This window comes from Amphritea sp. (assembly GCF_048266285.1).
Lineage (GTDB): Bacteria > Pseudomonadota > Gammaproteobacteria > Pseudomonadales > Balneatricaceae > Amphritea.
Window position 1 is genome coordinate 1 of sequence record NZ_JBLWZV010000036.1, and the last position, 17,638, is coordinate 17,638.

A 17,638-nucleotide genomic window follows, 5' to 3' on the forward strand; every position below is an offset into this window, starting at 1 on the left:
ATTTTCTTCTAGCAATGTTTTAAAACGAAACATTACTTGGGCACGTTTCGCCGGTGGCGTATTACGCCATGCGGGGAACGCTTGCTCCGCAGCGGCAATCGCCTCTTCAACGGTGGCTACAGATGCCAGTGCAACCTGCTTGCTCTCTTCACCCGTCGACGGGTTAAATATTGCTTGTGTGCGAGCCGCATCTGTGCGCATCTCGCCATTAATCAAATGGCCTACAACAGTCATAATTTTATCTCTTTATTCTTTTTAAACGCTGCACCTAAGGTGCAGCTAAATTTAGTTATAAATGACGTTAACTTAATTCTTGAATCGACTCGCCCAATGCGTTGATCAACCCGTCGATCTCTTCGGCTTCGACGGTAAATGGCAGACCCAATTGGATGGTATCGCCACCGTGACGGACATAGTAGCCTTTTTCCCAACACTTCATGGCGATCTGATGCGGACGCAGAGCAGGTTCACCCGGTGCCGCTTCGATGGTCAATCCTGCGGCTAGGCCACAGTTGCGAATATCAGCGATATACTGTGTGCCTTTGAGACTATGCACCATCTCTTCAAACTGTGGCGCAATCGATTTAGAACGCTCAATCAGTTTGTCATTGGCCAGAATATCCAACGAGGCTAAACCCGCCGCACACGCGACCGGATGGGCCGAATAGGTATAGCCGTGTGGCAGTTCCAACATATACTCAGGGCCTGCATCGGCCATAAAGGTATCGTAAATACCCTGCTTCGCAATCACCGCCCCCATCGGAATAACGCCATTAGTCAGCTGTTTAGCAACGGTCATCAGATCTGGGGTTACACCAAAGGCTTCCGCACCGGTGTTGGCGCCCATACGGCCAAACGCGGTAATGACTTCATCAAAAATCAGTAAGATGTTGTGTTTATCGCAGATCTCACGCAGTCGTTTCAGGTAGCCAACCGGTGGTGGAATAACACCGGTAGAACCTGCCATCGGCTCAACAATCACCGCGGCAATATTGGACGCATCATGGATCGCGATCTGCTGTTCTAACTCATCCGCCAGGTGGGCGCCGGTTTCAGGCATGCCACGGGTAAATACATTTTCTTTCAGCAGGGTATGCGGGATATGTACTGCATCGATACCCTGACCATAGATAGCGCGGTTTGGTCCGATACCGCCGACGCTGATACCACCGAAGTTAACACCGTGGTATCCCCGTGCCCGACCGACCAAGCGCGTTTTGCTCGCTAGGCCTTTCTTGCGCCAGTATGCCCGAGCGATTTTCAGTGCCGTTTCAACTGACTCAGAACCCGACCCGGTAAAGAACACCCGGTTAAGCCCATCAGGCATCAACTCAGTAATACGATGGGCCAGTTCAAAGGATTTAGGATGACCAAACTGAAAGGCCGGAGAGTAATCCAACTCTTTAACTTGCTTGCTCACTGCTTCACTAATCTCTGGACGGCTATGGCCAGCACCACAGTTCCACAAACCGGACAGTCCATCGAAAACCTTACGACCGTCTGCAGCGGTGTAGTAATTCCCCTCGGCAGCGACAATCAGTCGAGGGTCTTGTTTGAAGCTTCGGTTAGCCGTAAAAGGCATCCAATGGGCATCAAGCTGCTCTTGGGAAAGCCCACAACGATACTGATTATCAGTCATAATATTCATCTCAGGTTATTCACTTGTTGACTCTATTATCGCCAAGGATTAAGTTTATTAAATCTACAAATATTTATTCAAAGTTAACTATAAGATTACCTAAAAATGAGCCGTTCAGAAAATCTGTTACCCCGCCAACTCGGTGATGCCCATATTCGTCTGCTGCGTATCTACAAGGCCGTGGTTGAAAGCGGTGGTTTTTCTGCCGCCGAAGTCGAATTAAATATCAGCCGCCCCGCCATCAGTCTGGCGATATCAGAACTCGAGAGTCTCTTGAATATGCGCCTGTGTAATCGAGGCCGAGCCGGATTTGCCCTTACCGAACAGGGCGAAGAAGCCTATGACGCCACGCTCCAGTTGTTTGGTGACTTGGAAAATTTTCGCGCTCGGATCAACGCGATCAATACCGAACTCAAGGGCGAACTCAATATCGGTATCACCGACAATATGGTCACCGTGCCACAAATGCGCATCACCCGCGCACTGGCGGCGCTCAAAGCACGAGGCCCAGACGTGATTATCAATATTCGGATGATCCCGCCTAAAGATATTGAATCAGGCGTACTCGATGGTCAGTTATTGGTCGGTGTGGTATCCGAACAGCGCTCCCTGCCGGGCCTGAATTACCTGCCACTCTATGATGAACAGTCTCTGCTGTACTGCAGCAATAAACATTCACTGTTTACCCAAGACAACGACTCGCTGACAGATGAACAGCTTGCCCAATATGATGCGGTACTGCCCGCCTATCCACAATCGGCGGACATCAAACAGCAGCAAGCGATACTCAAAGCCAGCGCTAGCTCAACCGACCGTGAAGGTATTGCCTTTCTGATCCTCAGTGGTAGCTATATTGGTTTTTTACCGACTCACTATGCCCAACAGTGGATCAGAGAGAACCGCCTTAAAGCGATTCAGCCCCTGCAACGCAGCTTTACCACCCACTACTCGGTCATCACCCGCAAAGGCGCCCGCAACAACCTGATCCGTGATGCCTTTATTGAAGAGTTAGAAAAGCAATCATTGAGCACCATTTAAACATCGACCACCAAAAGGACAGGCTGTGAACCGAATCGCGATTTTTGCTGATGTGCAAAACATTTACTACACCACGCGGCAGGCCTATGGGCGACAGTTTAACTACCGCAAACTATGGCAAAAGATCAGCCAACAGGGTGAGATTGTTGCAGCTACCGCCTATGCGATTCATCGTGGTGATGACAACCAACTCAAATTTCAAAACGCCCTGAAACATATTGGCTTCGATATCAAACTCAAACCCTATATCCAACGCAGTGATGGCTCGGCCAAAGGTGACTGGGATGTAGGAATCGCCATCGACGTGATGGATACCGCACCCGAGGTAGATACTGTAGTTTTACTATCGGGGGATGGGGATTTTGATCTATTGCTAGAAAGGGTAAAACTCAAATATGGCGTCAACGCCGTGGTTTATGGCGTGCCAGCATTAACCGCGAACTCGCTGGTCAATTCGGCCAGTGAGTTTTTTCCTATCGATCAAGATCTATTGCTTTAACAGCAAGAAACTCATGGCCCTTCAGCTCAAAAAAACTGACGAGCCATTTTGTCAGCTAGGCTAGCGGAGTCACTTCAAAATAACCCACCTCGCAACCCTCTTCGGCGGCGCACTGTGTTTGTTCAGATTGCGTGCGAACCGGATAGCCTAAACTCTCGGCAACCTGGTCCAGCGCACCGGCAAACCAACCGGTAAACATATAATCCACTTTGCGATTCACCTTGCCGTACTGGTAAACGAAGCAGGAGTTTTCTAAACGAACGGTGGCCGTACCCGCTTCAACATCCAGCGCTTCGGTGATAAAGAATCCCCAACCCCGCTGAGACAGACGTTTCAGATAGTGATGCCAGATATCCGCACCTTCGAGACCATGCTCTTCGGCTTCTTTTTCACACCAGTAATAAGCGGATTTATAACCCGCTTTATAAAGAATATCGGCATAACGTTCAGCACCGATCTCTTCTTCGATCCCCATATGGTTGTTAACAAAAAAGTGGCGTGGCACATACAGCATCGGCAGTGCATCGGTCGTCCATACTCCGGTTTCATCATCAACAACAATTGGCATTTCAGGTGCGTGTCCACTCATGATTCTCTACCTCAAAACTCTCTATCGATTCTGTTTATCTCAGCCGCTCGTGTCGGCTGAGCTATCTTTAATACTGTGATTCTGTTGTTAAGCTCAGTCTACTTACTCGCCCCAAACATCTTTCAACAGTGTCACCCAGTTCTCGCCCATAATCTTGCGTACTTGGGTTTCAGAGAAACCGTGGCGTAACAGCGCTTCAGTGAGATTAGGAAACTCACCCACGGTGCGGATACCCTTCGGATTAACGATCTCGCCAAAGCGAGTCAAACGACGGGCATAACCTTTATCGTGGGTTAGGTATTCAAAGAAATCGTGGCCGTGGCCTTGGGTGAAGTCTGTGCCGATACCGATCGCATCTTCACCCACGAGGTTATAAATGTATTGAATCGCTTCAACGTAATCATCGATGGTGGCGTTAACACCGGCCTTCAGGAAGGGGGTAAACATGGTGACGCCGACAAAGCCGCCTTTACCCGCAATATACTTCAGCTCTTCATCGCTACGGTTACGGGGATGCACTTTCAAACCCGACGGCAGGCAGTGGGAATAACAAACCCGCTGTTTGGATTCGTCGATCACCTCTTTCGCTGTGTTTGGGCCCACATGGGATAAATCACACAGTAAGCCATGTTTATTCATCTCAGCGACGATCTCACGGCCGAAACCGGACAAACCACCATCACGCTCATAGCAGCCAGTGCCAACGAGGTTCTGGGTGTTGTAGCACATCTGCACAATGCCCACGCCCAGATCTTTAAACGCCTTAACGTAGCCGATCTGATCTTGGAACGGATTAGCATTTTGAAAGCCCATCATCACACCGGTTTTACCTTCCCGCTTCGCGCGTTTGATATCTTCGGTGGTGCGTACCTTGATCAGCAGATCACTGCTCTCTTCGATCAGGTTATTCATCTCAACGATATTGCGCACCGTGCCTTCAAAATTTTCCCAAAAGGCTACGGTACAGTTCGCCGCTGTCAGGCCGCCTTTCGCCATATCTTCAAACAGCGCGCGTTCCCATTTGGCGCAGATCAAACCATCAATAACAATGGCGTCCTTGTGTAGATCAGCTGCGTTCATTCGTTTTATCCTTTTACTCAATACTCCGGTCACGACCGGAGAACTTACTTAAAACTCATCTGTGCTGCTCTATGGAAACCGCCAACAACACAAAACCGCTCAAAGAGTACAGCCTGTATTTTATGCTGACGGCCCATTAATGATTTAGCAACATCACCATAAGCCCTCTACTTTTCATACACCATGACCATCTATCCCTTATGGAACAGTATCAAACAGCGTTGCCGGCAACCAAAGTGCCAATTCAGGCACTGCTGTCAGTATGACCGCTGCGATGCTCATCAGAATAAAGAATGGAGCGGCGGCGCGCGCGACTCTACCGATCGGATGTCCTGTCAGGTTTTGCATCACGAATAGATTAAAACCGACCGGCGGCGTCACTTGGCCCAGTTCGACCATCACCACCAAAAACACACCGAACCAGAGCGGGTCGAAACCGGCCTGCAAAATCAACGGCAAGGTAATCGGTAAGCTCATTACTGTGATCGATATACCATCCAGAAACAGGCCTAGCATGATGTAAAACAGGGCAAGAATTAGAATCAGTACATAGGGTGACAAACCAAGACTACCGATGGCATGAGCCAGATCTTGAGGCACGTGTAAATAGCCCATTGCTGTCGACAAAAACGCGGCCGCCACCAAGATAGAACACACCATGCAAGAAACCTTTACGGCTCCCATCAAGGACTCTGTAAAAATAGTCCAACTGAATTGCCTCGTAACAATAATCAACAGCATCGTTGCACCAACGCCAACCCCTGCCGCTTCAGACGGTGTTGCCAAACCACTGTATATTGAACCCAGAACAACGCCGACTAATAACAGAATAGGCATTAACAACCAGATGCCCTGCAGCGTTTGAACGAAAGAATATCCCTCTGAAGAACGTGGAGCCAATTCCGGCTGACGCACACAACGATAAATGATGTAACCTGAATATAAGCCAGCAATGAGCAGCCCAGGTAAAACACCAGCAGCAAATAGTTTATTAATGGACACTTCCGCTAAGACACCATAAATAATCATCACAATCGAAGGTGGTATCAACAAACCAAGACTGCCTGCACCCGCCAACGAGCCAATCGATAGATTCACGTCATAGTTACGCGCGGCAAGTTCGCTGGTTGTAATCTTACCCACGGTGGCCGTTGTTGCGGCACTCGAGCCACTGACAGCGGCAAACAGTGTGCAACCGAGCACATTGGTGTGTAACAGACCGCCTGGAATACGGTTAACCAACGGCGTTAACCCCCTAAACAGACGATCAGAAATATCGGTTCTAAATATTAGTTCTCCCATCCAAACAAACATCGGGATGGCAGCTAACTCCCATGAACTAGCACTGCGGATCATTATTTTAGAAAGGATCACGCCAATACGTTGAGGAGAAAAATCCAGTAACAGAGCCAGCCCAGTGACACCGACCATTAAAAGACCGGCAAACACCCAAGTCCCTGAACCTAAAAAAAAGAAAATCAACATCAGCACGATGAGACCTGTCACTAAAGCATCCATAAAAGGTACTTCCTTATGATTAATGGCAAAGGTTGGTTCATTCGCTAGCTACATGATTGACAGGAGTAAGTCGTTTAACTAACAGTGCGAATAGTTGTATTGAAAATAGAAAAATGCCCAGCAATACTAGCCCTTCGGGAATCCATAACGGCACCTCAGCAATACTTTCACTAACAGCCCCACGATCCCAGTTACGCTTAACCCCAATCCACATATACCAAGTGATATAGCAGCTCATTGCCAGTGTCATTGAGAGGCATAAAACTTCAAACCCGCACTTCACACGACCTTTCAGTTTGGAGGCCACGACATCTACCCGAATAAGCGCATCATCATGCGCGGCATAACCTAGCGTGAGAAATGTCATCGCAGCAACGCCATAACCCACCATTTCATCCAGTACAAAGGTCGATGTTGCAAAAAAACTACGCAGCACAATCTCTAATAAAATATGCAGCACCATATAAACCAGCAGTACCGCTGACAATTGTGCGGCTAAGCAAGACAGCCGGTAAACGAGACTTTGAAAGGTATTCATAAAACCTCCTCTCACAAATATAAAAATCGCCCCATCATAAATACGAAGGGGCGATATACAACAGTTTACATACCGAGACGTTGACGATAATCAGCAATAATTTTCGCACCGTTCGGACCGGCCTTTTCTAGCCACTGATCAATCGCAGTTTGACCGGCTGTCGACAGCGCTTCCAAATACGCGACCGGCGCATCTGTTACGATATTGACACCGTTCGCCTCGAGCTTCTTATAGTTATTCGCACGACGCTCCACTAAGGCGCTCCAGTTATGCTCACTAGTTGCTTTGGCCGCATCGAGTAACTGCTGACGTTCCTCGGAAGATAGGGCGTTATATGCATCGAGATTGACATGCACCATGTTCAAAGGCACTGCGTAGTTCACTTCAGTGAAGTAGCTTAGGTGCTCCCAAAACTTGCCACTCGCCCCCGCATCAGCGGATGTCAGTACAGCGGCAATACCTCCGGTTGACAGCTGCGGCACAACGTCACCCCAGCTTAACTGGATCGGTGCGGCACCTGCCGCTCGTAGTGCAACTGTACCGTTGGCGTCATAAGTCCGAATTTTTAGATTGGCTAATTCCGCCATGCTAGACACGGGTTTATTCGCCCATATACCACTGGGAGTCCAAGGCGAAGCATAGAGAAGTTTCTGATTGTTTTTCTCAAATACTGCGTCGTAATAAGGCTTAGCCACCTCATAAAGAATTTTGGCTTCTTCCGGTGTCTTAGCCAAGAAAGGCAAAGCCGTTAACTGGAAAATAGGATCAATACCACCTAAAGGTGCAGCAAGTGTATCGGCTATTTGAACAGCACCATCGCCTACAGCATCAAGGTGATCTTTGGATTTAAAACCGAGTGCGCCGCCAAAGTGAACCGTAATGGCGAATTTACCATCGGTTTTTTCACTCAAGCGCTTAACAAAATAGCTATCACCTTCACCATGTATTGAGGTGTTGCTATATTCGTTAGACATGTCCCATTTAACGTCTGCGTTTGCGCTACTGATTCCCATTGTGAGTAAAGCGCCGGCAAGTGTAAGGCCAATTTTCTTTTTCATTTTAGTCTCCAACTTATTTAGGATTATTACTATTTGGTCATACAAAAAACGTTTTGAAATTGTGGAACATTCCCCTGAAAAAAATTGACAGATAACATCAGTATTAATAGGTGAAAAATACTTATCAAAATTGTTGCAGCCTTGAGATTTAAGACCGCGAAGAGAGAAGTTAAAGGTTGAGATTGAGCGCTATCATGAGGACAGCGCGGAGGTTGTCGATGAAACAGCGTGCTGTCACATCGAGTAAAACAGATTCGAAGAGCGGCTGGCGATACCGAGACCTTAAACATATTACCCTGTTTATATCGCCCCGGCTCCGTCATGACTTCACCCCTTCTCGCTGCCGGTCTGTTGATCTTCCTGACCGTCAACCTTCAGCGTTTCTTCACGCTTTATCAGGAATGATGAGAGTATCGTCTTCCAAGCCTCGAGAATTTCTACATAGTAGTCTGGGTCGTCACGCAATACGGTTTGCACAGCCATACCGCGTAAAAGGCAAAGCGTCATATTCAAAAGGATCTCTACACGGGCGGGAGATTCTTCCGTTATTTGGAAAAAGCGTAGCCAGAGCTCATCGAGTTGGTCGTGGAACTCTTTAATGAGTGGTATCAACCTCTCTTTTAGGTTTGGATCTGTACGCGCTGCGGTGATGAGTTCTAGCGAAGCGAAAAAGAAACGTCCATGGAAAAACTTTTCCAACGAACCGTGTAAGAAGGATTCCAGATCCCCTCCGGAATTACGTACTTCAACAGCCAACTCCTGCACTTCATCAATAAAACTCGAAAACAGGTATTGAGTCGCGGCGGTGATCAAACCAACTTTACTATGAAAGTGATGTACTTGAGCACCCCGTGTGACGCCAGCACGCATGACAATTTCAGCCGAGCTGGCACCGGCATAGCCGACATCGATAAGCGCATCGATTGTTGCCTCTAGCAATAAAGTACGTGTTTCCGCACTTCGCTGGGCCTGTGTTCGTGGTGTCGGTGTAGCGACTTTCATGTCCACTCCTAGATAACAATTATCAATTTATTTTTATTTTACATACATTCCAGTATGTATGTGTTCACATAATTGTCAATATTTTTTAATCTTAGGTTAACCATCTTGATGGTTTACCTTTCTCTAAGGGGACGCTTAAACATGGAGTGATCAAGGGATTGAAAGAGTGTCATTCTGTTCTGCTGAGTAAGTTCAAATCACAACTGAATAGTCGCTAAGCAGATTAACAACAAGCCTTCGTTAAAGGATCATGAAAAGAGAGCCTTACTGATTGACAGCAACCATAATCTAGAATTGAAATCCGACAACTAATAACCGCTGACGGCGTTCAAAAAAAGCGAACAAAACACATGTCGCGGTGGATACCGCTAACGAGATGGGGCCAAAATTCACGTTCGAAGTGTAGATATTAAGCTTTTGATCTATTGATAAAACACAAGAAATGGACGCTAAAATACGACATCAAAACCTAATTATCGGCTATATGAGCTTTTTGGTGAGGTATTAACACTCAATAACGGATGCGTTAACGCATTCGGACACTTAATATTCAGCGCACTGCTAATATTGCACGCGATCACGGCCTATCTTTAACGGCTTAAAATAGGCGTGACCTGTCTGCCAAGACATTAGCGACCGAATAATAGCTGTATAGATGAATGCTAGTTAATCAGCTCAGACACTTCCAATGTGCCGTTGATCTCTAGAAAGGGACAGTCTTTTACTGCCGCCAGTGCGAGTGCCATAGAATCCATCTCAATGACCGTATAGCCCGACATTAATGACGCACTGCCGACGCTAACGCGGCCATCGGGATGTACTGTTTGGGTCATTTTAAACGGTGTTGCGGGGTTTACCACGCAGTTGCCAAGCGAGAGCAGCCACTCTTTATAACGCGCGTAATGCTGTTGTCCTTCTTCTACAGTAGCAGGCTTATCACCGCCGATATAGGTAATCATATACTGTGACATGTGAGACTCCCGAAAATCCAAGTCGTTGTCGTCATAACAACGATGTCGGTTATTTCAGTTTAGCCCCACTGCACACTTTTCGCTGCTGAAAGATTCACCGATAACAAGATCTGCATCACCATATTAGGCCTAAGTGGTCTTAAGCAACGCCGATGACGTCGTGATGCCGACCTTTAATCACCGACTTCTGAGTATTGCTTTAATAGGTTACAAATGATCATATTTAGGTCGGCCAGCGTACGCTTAGCCCGTTCGCCCTTTTGGTTGACGACCACCAACATGACACTGTGAGTGACCTCAAGATAGAGACGCCCCAACCGTTGCCGCTCTTTCAGATGGCGATTGATACCCATGCGTTTAAACACCGCCGCCATCCGTGTGATTTCCAACTCATCGTGTTGCTCATCCAACTCCCGCAGTTCGGGAACAGAAAACATCGCCTGCACCAGCGTTAAAATCGCCTTTTGCTGCTGATAGGTTTTTAACTTTAGCGCCAACATCCGCTCCACCAACGTTTCCATTGGTAACGTTTCAACCGGCCAGCGATCGATCTCATCCAGTGCCGCCTCAACTGTTTCGAGCCAGCGTGAACCCATCGCATAGAGAATTGCGTGTTTGTTGGGGAAGTAATGATAGAGAGAGCCGACAGAAATACCGACCTCTTTGGCAATTAAAATGGTATTCAGATCATCGAGTCCGACCCGCTCCAGCAGCTCACCGGTAACATCGATAATCTGTTTTGAGCGCATTTTAGAGCGCCCCTGCACCGGCGCATTACGTGGCGCTAACTCTTGTGCTGTTTTTACCCGACGTTTATCTGTCAATTTTGCTTCCAACGCTTCTGATTCAACGACCCTTGCAGGACGGCATTATAGACTGAATCATCAAGGTTCTGAAAACACCCGGTACTCTCCTGCTATTTCATTCACAGATGAGGACTAGAAAAAGCGGTCGCGCATTGAATAATACAGCATCCCCGCTACCAGTCCCGGCCAACGTAACAACGTGCCACCGGGAAAGGATGGCGTCGGCACTCGCGTAAACAGATCAAACTTTTCTGCTGAACCACTGATCGCCTCGGCCATCAGCTTGCCGCCCAATGTCGCCAAGGCCACGCCATGACCGGAATACCCTTGCGCCACAAACAGATTTTCTTCTAATCGATCAAAATGAGGCATCCGATTGAGGGTAATCGCCAACGTACCTCCCCAACCATAATCGATCTTTACATCTGCCAATTCAGGATAGAACTGCAGCATATAGGGACGCACAAAGTTCGGTATATCTTTAGGAAAATGACGACTGTAGTTTTCACCACCGCCCCACAGCAGCCGGTTATCGCCCGATAATTTGAAATAGTTGATCACAAAACGAGAATCGGCTACCGCGACATCATCACGGTTAATACGCTGACACAGCTCATCACTGAGCGGTTCTGTCGCAATGATAAAGTTATTGATTGGCATAATTTTAGCGGCAACACGCGGCTCTAACTTATCCAAATAACCATTACATGCCAACAGAATATATTTCACTTTAACAACACCTTGATCGGTGCGAACTTCCGCTTGTTTACCGGCGGTATAGCCTGTTACTCGACTATGTTCATGGATCACCACGCCAGCTTTGGTTGCCGCTGCAGCAAGCCCTAAGGCATAGTTCAGCGGATGCAGATGAAGCGCATCTTGCCAATATTCACCGCCATAGTAGCGTTCGGTGCCGAGCATCGCTTGCACCTCATCATCTTCGACAAAACGGATCTTATCGTAACCCAGCACTTTATGTTTATAGGCCACGCTCTCGCGTATCTCGGCTACATGTCCAGGCTTTGCCGCCACATGCATCACCCCCTGTTTCAAATCACAGTTGATCTGATGCTCGCCGATTAACGTTTTAACCAGCTCAACCGATGCCAGCGAGCTTTGCCACAGCGCATCGGCCGCCGCCCGCCCCATCTTCTTTGTCAGTTCGGCGTGCCCCATATTATGCCCCTGACACACCTGACCACCGTTGCGCCCCGAAGCCCCCCAACCGACCGTTTCACCTTCTAGCAAGCGAACTGAATAGCCTTTTTCAGCCAGATGCAGCGCCGCCGACAACCCGGTATAACCCGCGCCAATAATACAAACATCCGCCTGCTGCTCGTCCATTAACGGAGAATAATCAGAATGGCGATTGGCTGAGTCAACATAATATGATGGTCGGCAGTTGTTAGCATTCATAAACATGGGTTCCATAAAACATACATTCATCAAACAAAAAAGGGTAACAAAAAAGCGATAAACCGAATAATAATTCTAATTTAATTCAACAACAAGCCCATAAAACGGTATTTAAAATTAAATTAATGTTGATTTTGTAAAAATCATAGAATAACCTAAAACCCGAATAATGATTCGAGTAAAAGAAAAACCATGTGCCTCAACTAATACGAATTGAGCCACTAACGAGTGACCGCCTGCCACCACACGCAGTAGCGATATCACGACACGTTTTGCTGAGTTTTCAACTAAGCTCAGCACAAAGAAGTATTACCGCTATAGTAAATAGCAACCATCAGACTAACACGACAAAGTAGGTGATTTATGGAAGCCGTGGAAAGGTTTCTCAAAGAGAACGGGATAACTGAGGTCGAATCGACCCTGCCAGACATGACTGGCAATGCCCGGGGTAAATTTTACCCCACTAAAAAGTATCTGGCTGAGAAAGGAGGCAAGATCCCTGAGACCTTGCTGGTACAAACCGTCACCGGCGAATGGGCCGATAATCACTACGATATTGTCGATCCTGCGGATCGGGATATGGTCTTGGTTCCCGATTCAAACACCCTGCGACTGGTTCCTTGGACCGATGAGCCCACGGCTCAGGTAATCAACGATTGCTACACCAGTGATGGTCAATTGCACCCGCTTTCTAGTCGTTCCGTTCTGCGTCGCATACTCAAGCTGTATGAAGATGAAGGTCTACGTCCGGTGATTGCTCCCGAGGTCGAGTTTTATCTTATTCAGAAAAACACCGATCCCGATTATGAACTCAAACCCGCCACTGGACGCTCTGGACGCCGAGAAACCGCGCGCCAATCCTACGGCATTGATGCGGTCAATGAATTCAATCCGGTGATCGACACACTGTACAACTATTGCGAAGTTCAGGGCCTCGATGTGGACACCCTGATCCATGAGTCTGGCGCGGCTCAGATGGAGATCAACTTTCTCCACGGGGATGCTCTTGATCTGGCCGATCAGGTGTTTGTCTTCAAGCGAACCCTACGTGAAACCGCCATGAAGCATGATATGTATGCCACCTTTATGGCCAAGCCGATGCAACATGAGCCCGGCAGCGCCATGCATATCCATCAGAGCATGATCGATATTGAAACCGGTGAGAATATTTTTGCTGGCGATGCCGAGCATCAGTTCTCTGAACGCTTCTATCACTATCTGGGGGGGCTGCAAAAATACACGCCACAAGCGATCTCTTTCTATGCACCAAATGTGAACTCATATCGTCGTTTCGCACCCGATATCGCTGCGCCGATAAACTTTAAATGGGGCATCGATAACCGCACGACCGGCTTGCGAGTGCCTATTGCCCCGTTAGCGGCAACCCGAATTGAGAACCGCTTCCCCGGTTCTGATTGCAATCCATACCTAGCCATCGCGGCCAGTCTGGCCTGCGGTTATCTGGGGATGAAGCAAAAACTCAACGCCACCAAACCGGTCACTACACTCGGGGCGGACGAAGATGATGTCGTTGAAGTTGCCCGTTCACTCGGTGAAGGCTTATCACTATTAGAAGAAAGCCCTGAATTATGTGAAATTATGGGGTCGGAGTTTGTCCAGGCTTATCTAGGTGTTAAACGAGCAGAGTTTGAAACCTTCCATGAGGTTATCAGCTCTTGGGAACGTGAATACCTGCTATTAACTGTTTAATCAGTCACATTAACCCTCGCCGGCACGACCGGCTGAGGTTTTTTAAATACTGTAACTTAATAACTAACCACGTCAATACGAGGCACAACATAATGATAAAGACTGTACCTTACCTGATCAGAAAAGCGTTACAGCTTTCCACACTTGGCTTAGCAGCCTCTGTGCCATTGGCGCAAGCAGAGGAAGTGCTGAACTTCTACAACTGGTCGGATTATATCGCTGAAGACACCTTGGCTAAATTTGAAGCGGAAACCGGCATAAAGGTGATTTATGACGTATATGACAGCAATGAAACCCTCGAAGCCAAGTTGCTAGCAGGTCATTCCGGTTATGATTTAGTCGTGCCTAGCTCCCACTTTATGGAGCAACAGATCAAAGCGGGTATCTTTCAGCCACTACAGAAAGATAAGCTCTCGAACCTGAGCAATTTAGACTCTAGCTTAATGAAGCTACTGGATCGCAAAGATGCGGGCAATCAATATGGCGTTCCCTATCTTTGGGGAACCACCGGTATCGGTTATAACGTGCAACAAGTTAAAGCGATATTAGGTGATGATGCCCCAGTCGATAGCTGGGATCTCATTTTTAACCCCGATAACATGAAGAAGTTGGCAGAATGCGGCGTCACCTTCCTTGATTCACCCGATGAGATGTATCCACTGGCGTTGCTCTACACCGGCTATTCATCTATCGATACCAGCAAAGCGGCGCATAAAAACGATAGCCCCGCAGCTAACGCCCTCAAAGCCGTGCGCCCTTACTTGCGCCAATTTAACTCATCCCAATATGTCAACGACCTAGCCAATGGCGATATCTGCGTTGCGGTCGGTTATTCCGGTGATATTTTTCAGTCGCAAGCCCGGGCTGAAGAGGCAAACAATGGCAACGAAATTGCCTACAGCATCCCCAAAGAAGGTACCGAAATCTGGTTTGATATGCTGCTGATCCCTTCAGATGCGAAGCATGCCGATAATGCACATAAATTTATTAACTTCCTGCTTCGCCCCGATATCATCGCCGATATCACCAACTATGTCTGGTACGCCAACCCTAATACGGCATCAACCGCGCTGGTTGATCCGGAGATTACCGCTGACCCCGCCATCTATCCAGATGCCGAAACCCGTGACCGACTGTATATGCCGGCCACCCTACCGGCCAATGTAGCCCGGGTTCGCAGTCGAACTTGGTCGAACATCAAGACCGGAAAATAAAGCACAACAGTGCAATCCACCGCCCTCTCTGGGCGGTTTTTTTTGCCTAGCGAAACCCAACACCCTCAATAAATAACAATTAGCGTTTTAATGGCTTCACACCTTTTAAAGGTGAGCATATTCACTATTTCTGATAAAATGCCGCCTCGACAAACCAAGGCACTTCGGTTGTCGACACCCTAAAATCGACAGATGATATGCTATGAACCTGCCCCTGCGTAAACCTTCGTTCATTCTGATTAGTGGCCTATTGCTCACTATCGCCTTCACCGCCATCAGTTTGATCAGTTACTACGTCGCCAATCAATCCCTTAATCAGCATATCCAAACCAACACCCTGCCCCTCACTAGCGATACAATCTATTCAGAAGTGCAACGAGATCTTCTCCAGCCGGTTTTAGTATCCTCCCTGATGGCTCAGGATACCTTTGTCCACGACTGGATTGAAAAGGGTGAGCACAACCCGGCATCCATGCAACGCTATCTGACATCGATCCAGCAGCGCTACAATGCCTTTACCGCTTTTTTTGTCTCTGAATACACACAAAACTATTACCACATCAGCGGCATTATTAAGCAAGTATCGAATACCGAACCCGCCGACCGCTGGTATTACACCAGCCGCCAAACACCTAATGAGTTTGATATTAATCTCGACGTCGATACCGCAGATGCCTCAACCACGACCCTATTTGTAAATCATAAAGTGAGAGATCAGCAGGGACAGCTACTGGGGATTATCGGTGTTGGCTTAGCATCCCAAAAAATTAAAGAACTGATCGAAATATATCAAAACCGCTATGGCCGACGGGTCTATTTCATCAACCCAGAGGGTCAAGTAACCCTACAGGGCAGCCAATACCACGATGCCAGCAATATCCACCAAGTTGCCGGACTCAAAGAGCTCGCGCCCCTTATTTTAACCAAGTCGGAGGGGTCCTATAACTACCATAATGGCAACAAAGAATACCTTATCAAAACCCGTTATATCCCCGAACTCAGTTGGTACCTGATTGTAGAGCATACCGAGCAGAGCGAATCTCAGGTGACCGCTACGCTGTGGATCAATCTGGCAATTAGTTTTGTGGTTATCGCGGTGGTGCTGCTGTTACAACACTTTGTTCTCGGTGGCTATCAACGCCGTTTAGAATATATGGCGAATACCGACCCACTAACGGGAGCTACCAGCCGCCATGCATTTGAAATGCTATTTAAGCAGATACTCAGTTTTGCCGATCGTCACAAACATCCCGTTTCGACAATTTTGGTCGATATTGATCACTTCAAAACATTCAACGATAGTTACGGCCACTTACTCGGCGACACCATCCTCGAGAGAGTCGCCAAGATCCTCACACAAAACCTGCGCCAAGCCGACACTCTATGTCGCTGGGGCGGCGACGAATTCTTTATCGTTATGCCAAACTGCCCGCAAGACAACGCGTTACAGGTGGCAGAAAAGATGCGCCGAGAAATTGAAGAGACATTAAAAACCATCGATGCAATGACGCTTAACGTCACCGCCAGCTTTGGCGTCGCTGAATATATCGGGAACGAAACAGCGGCTAATCTATTCAATCGGACAGATTTAGCCCTCTATCGCGCTAAATCTAAGGCCCGCAACCAGGTTGAACGGGCTCCTCAAGCTCCGACAACAAATACCTAAAGAGCGTGGCCCTCGATAATTAATCAAATAAAGGGTTGATATAAAAAACCAAAGTGTATATATTAAACCCAGCTTGAAGATTCACCATATTTTTATGCATCATTTCGAAGATCCTGTTTCAGCTTCTCGTCCTGTTTCCATAATGTATAGTAAAAATTCCTGCGTCACCGCTATCTCTGATAGCAAAACATTATTTATAAAATAGGACAACTAACATGGCTACTGTAACCGGTACTGTTAAATGGTTTAACGCTGACAAAGGCTTCGGTTTTATTGAGCAAGAAAATGGCCCTGACGTATTCGCACACTTCAGTGCAATCCAGAGCAATGGCTTCAAAACTCTTGAAGAAGGCCAGCAGGTACAGTTCTCTGTAACTCAAGGTCAACGTGGTCCACAGGCAGAAAACATCGTTGCCATCTAAGACCGCGTAAGCTAACAGATCTCTGATCTGTTGCTACCAGAGAAAGGCCTGATTTATATCAGGTCTTTTTTGTATCTGTTATTCCTTCACATCTAAGCACCCTCACGCTCCTCCCCAGCGAACATTAAATAAACATCTACTAGCTTGACCTAAACCTACCAACAAAATCTCTCCCGATAAAAACCCTACCAACAACTGCACCGCTAACAAAAATGCCAGCCACAATAAGCCCAACAAAGCAGCCTTAACAAAGACCCGACCCGCATCAAGCCTTTGCCACCTTAAAACCTGAACTTAGAACTCAAAGCGCTTAACTCAAGCACTCAGCACTGACACGATGCTACCCACCCCCGCCTTAGCGTTCGCCTGCTGCTCAGATAGCGACGCGCCCGCCCGCTCAGCTTCTGCCTGAGTGATATATTGCGGGGTAATCGCCCCTAGCAAAGCATGCATATAGTCCACACTAAACTCT

17 protein-coding genes are annotated in these 17,638 nt (G+C 47.6%); 6 read left to right on the forward strand and 11 right to left on the reverse strand.

Annotated features, from left to right (window positions below; all coding sequences use genetic code 11):
* Nucleotides 1-234, reverse strand: a 234-nt coding sequence (locus tag ACN0T0_RS19725) for an aldehyde dehydrogenase family protein (RefSeq protein ID WP_417228466.1), incomplete at its 3' end; no start/stop codon positions are given.
* Between the two features lie 67 nt (nt 235-301).
* Nucleotides 302-1,639 carry an aspartate aminotransferase family protein gene (locus ACN0T0_RS19730; RefSeq protein WP_417228468.1) on the reverse strand — a complete coding sequence of 446 codons (1,338 nt, stop codon included), beginning with the start codon at nt 1,637-1,639 and terminating at the stop codon, nt 302-304.
* 105 nt (nt 1,640-1,744) lie between these two features.
* Between ACN0T0_RS19730 and ACN0T0_RS19735 the strand changes: the two genes are divergently transcribed.
* Nucleotides 1,745-2,677 carry a LysR family transcriptional regulator gene (locus tag ACN0T0_RS19735; protein ID WP_417228470.1) on the forward strand — a complete coding sequence of 311 codons (933 nt, stop codon included), beginning with the start codon at nt 1,745-1,747 and terminating at the stop codon, nt 2,675-2,677.
* A gap of 25 nt (nt 2,678-2,702) precedes the next feature.
* Nucleotides 2,703-3,176 (forward strand): NYN domain-containing protein, encoded by a 474-nt coding sequence (locus ACN0T0_RS19740; RefSeq protein WP_417228472.1) that lies wholly within the window; start codon nt 2,703-2,705, stop codon nt 3,174-3,176.
* Between the two features lie 55 nt (nt 3,177-3,231).
* Here ACN0T0_RS19740 and ACN0T0_RS19745 read toward each other — a convergent pair whose 3' ends face one another.
* The 9 genes from ACN0T0_RS19745 to ACN0T0_RS19785 all read right to left on the reverse strand — a co-directional run bounded on the left by ACN0T0_RS19745 (nt 3,232) and on the right by ACN0T0_RS19785 (nt 12,154).
* Nucleotides 3,232-3,765, reverse strand: a complete 534-nt coding sequence (locus ACN0T0_RS19745; protein WP_215952023.1) for a 4-vinyl reductase — start codon at nt 3,763-3,765, stop codon at nt 3,232-3,234.
* A gap of 102 nt (nt 3,766-3,867) precedes the next feature.
* The gene (locus ACN0T0_RS19750) at nt 3,868-4,845 is read right to left on the reverse strand and encodes a dipeptidase (protein WP_417228474.1); all 978 of its coding nucleotides are present in this window, start codon (nt 4,843-4,845) and stop codon (nt 3,868-3,870) included.
* Nucleotides 4,846-5,043: 198 nt separating this feature from the next.
* Nucleotides 5,044-6,363: a TRAP transporter large permease gene (locus ACN0T0_RS19755; protein ID WP_417228476.1), complete on the reverse strand. Its 1,320-nt coding sequence runs from the start codon at nt 6,361-6,363 to the stop codon at nt 5,044-5,046.
* Between the two features lie 37 nt (nt 6,364-6,400).
* On the reverse strand, nt 6,401-6,901 hold the full coding sequence (locus ACN0T0_RS19760) for a TRAP transporter small permease subunit (RefSeq protein ID WP_417228478.1): 501 nt from the start codon (nt 6,899-6,901) through the stop codon (nt 6,401-6,403).
* Between the two features lie 65 nt (nt 6,902-6,966).
* Nucleotides 6,967-7,959, reverse strand: coding sequence for a TRAP transporter substrate-binding protein (locus ACN0T0_RS19765; RefSeq protein ID WP_417228480.1), 993 nt, complete (start codon nt 7,957-7,959; stop codon nt 6,967-6,969).
* Between the two features lie 327 nt (nt 7,960-8,286).
* Entirely contained in the window at nt 8,287-8,961 is a 675-nt protein-coding gene (locus ACN0T0_RS19770) for a TetR/AcrR family transcriptional regulator (RefSeq protein ID WP_417228482.1), read from the reverse strand.
* Between the two features lie 662 nt (nt 8,962-9,623).
* Nucleotides 9,624-9,932 carry a hypothetical protein gene (locus tag ACN0T0_RS19775; protein WP_417228484.1) on the reverse strand — a complete coding sequence of 103 codons (309 nt, stop codon included), beginning with the start codon at nt 9,930-9,932 and terminating at the stop codon, nt 9,624-9,626.
* A 173-nt stretch (nt 9,933-10,105) separates the two neighbouring features.
* A complete protein-coding gene (locus ACN0T0_RS19780; RefSeq protein WP_417228486.1) occupies nt 10,106-10,756 on the reverse strand; it encodes a TetR/AcrR family transcriptional regulator in 651 nt (216 codons plus the stop codon).
* 114 nt (nt 10,757-10,870) lie between these two features.
* Nucleotides 10,871-12,154, reverse strand: a complete 1,284-nt coding sequence (locus ACN0T0_RS19785; RefSeq protein WP_417228488.1) for an NAD(P)/FAD-dependent oxidoreductase — start codon at nt 12,152-12,154, stop codon at nt 10,871-10,873.
* 363 nt (nt 12,155-12,517) lie between these two features.
* Here ACN0T0_RS19785 and ACN0T0_RS19790 point away from each other — a divergent pair, with 363 nt between their 5' ends.
* From ACN0T0_RS19790 to ACN0T0_RS19805, 4 genes are all read left to right on the forward strand, one after another.
* Entirely contained in the window at nt 12,518-13,864 is a 1,347-nt protein-coding gene (locus ACN0T0_RS19790; RefSeq protein ID WP_417228490.1) for a glutamine synthetase family protein, read from the forward strand.
* Nucleotides 13,865-13,956: 92 nt separating this feature from the next.
* Nucleotides 13,957-15,078 carry a polyamine ABC transporter substrate-binding protein gene (locus tag ACN0T0_RS19795; RefSeq protein WP_417228492.1) on the forward strand — a complete coding sequence of 374 codons (1,122 nt, stop codon included), beginning with the start codon at nt 13,957-13,959 and terminating at the stop codon, nt 15,076-15,078.
* Nucleotides 15,079-15,280: 202 nt separating this feature from the next.
* Entirely contained in the window at nt 15,281-16,744 is a 1,464-nt protein-coding gene (locus ACN0T0_RS19800; RefSeq protein ID WP_417228494.1) for a diguanylate cyclase, read from the forward strand.
* A gap of 215 nt (nt 16,745-16,959) precedes the next feature.
* Nucleotides 16,960-17,166 (forward strand): cold-shock protein, encoded by a 207-nt coding sequence (locus ACN0T0_RS19805; protein WP_091353016.1) that lies wholly within the window; start codon nt 16,960-16,962, stop codon nt 17,164-17,166.
* The last annotated feature ends 472 nt before the right edge of the window (nt 17,167-17,638 follow it).

Coding starts and splice junctions, on each gene's coding strand:
- ACN0T0_RS19730 (WP_417228468.1), bottom strand. CDS start 1,639: ATGACTGATAATCAGTATCGTTGTGGGCTTTCCCAAGAGCAGCTTGAT.
- ACN0T0_RS19735 (WP_417228470.1), top strand. CDS start 1,745: ATGAGCCGTTCAGAAAATCTGTTACCCCGCCAACTCGGTGATGCCCAT.
- ACN0T0_RS19745 (WP_215952023.1), bottom strand. CDS start 3,765: ATGAGTGGACACGCACCTGAAATGCCAATTGTTGTTGATGATGAAACC.
- ACN0T0_RS19750 (WP_417228474.1), bottom strand. CDS start 4,845: ATGAACGCAGCTGATCTACACAAGGACGCCATTGTTATTGATGGTTTG.
- ACN0T0_RS19755 (WP_417228476.1), bottom strand. CDS start 6,363: ATGGATGCTTTAGTGACAGGTCTCATCGTGCTGATGTTGATTTTCTTT.
- ACN0T0_RS19760 (WP_417228478.1), bottom strand. CDS start 6,901: ATGAATACCTTTCAAAGTCTCGTTTACCGGCTGTCTTGCTTAGCCGCA.
- ACN0T0_RS19765 (WP_417228480.1), bottom strand. CDS start 7,959: ATGAAAAAGAAAATTGGCCTTACACTTGCCGGCGCTTTACTCACAATG.
- ACN0T0_RS19770 (WP_417228482.1), bottom strand. CDS start 8,961: ATGAAAGTCGCTACACCGACACCACGAACACAGGCCCAGCGAAGTGCG.
- ACN0T0_RS19775 (WP_417228484.1), bottom strand. CDS start 9,932: ATGTCACAGTATATGATTACCTATATCGGCGGTGATAAGCCTGCTACT.
- ACN0T0_RS19785 (WP_417228488.1), bottom strand. CDS start 12,154: ATGAATGCTAACAACTGCCGACCATCATATTATGTTGACTCAGCCAAT.
- ACN0T0_RS19790 (WP_417228490.1), top strand. CDS start 12,518: ATGGAAGCCGTGGAAAGGTTTCTCAAAGAGAACGGGATAACTGAGGTC.
- ACN0T0_RS19795 (WP_417228492.1), top strand. CDS start 13,957: ATGATAAAGACTGTACCTTACCTGATCAGAAAAGCGTTACAGCTTTCC.
- ACN0T0_RS19800 (WP_417228494.1), top strand. CDS start 15,281: ATGAACCTGCCCCTGCGTAAACCTTCGTTCATTCTGATTAGTGGCCTA.
- ACN0T0_RS19805 (WP_091353016.1), top strand. CDS start 16,960: ATGGCTACTGTAACCGGTACTGTTAAATGGTTTAACGCTGACAAAGGC.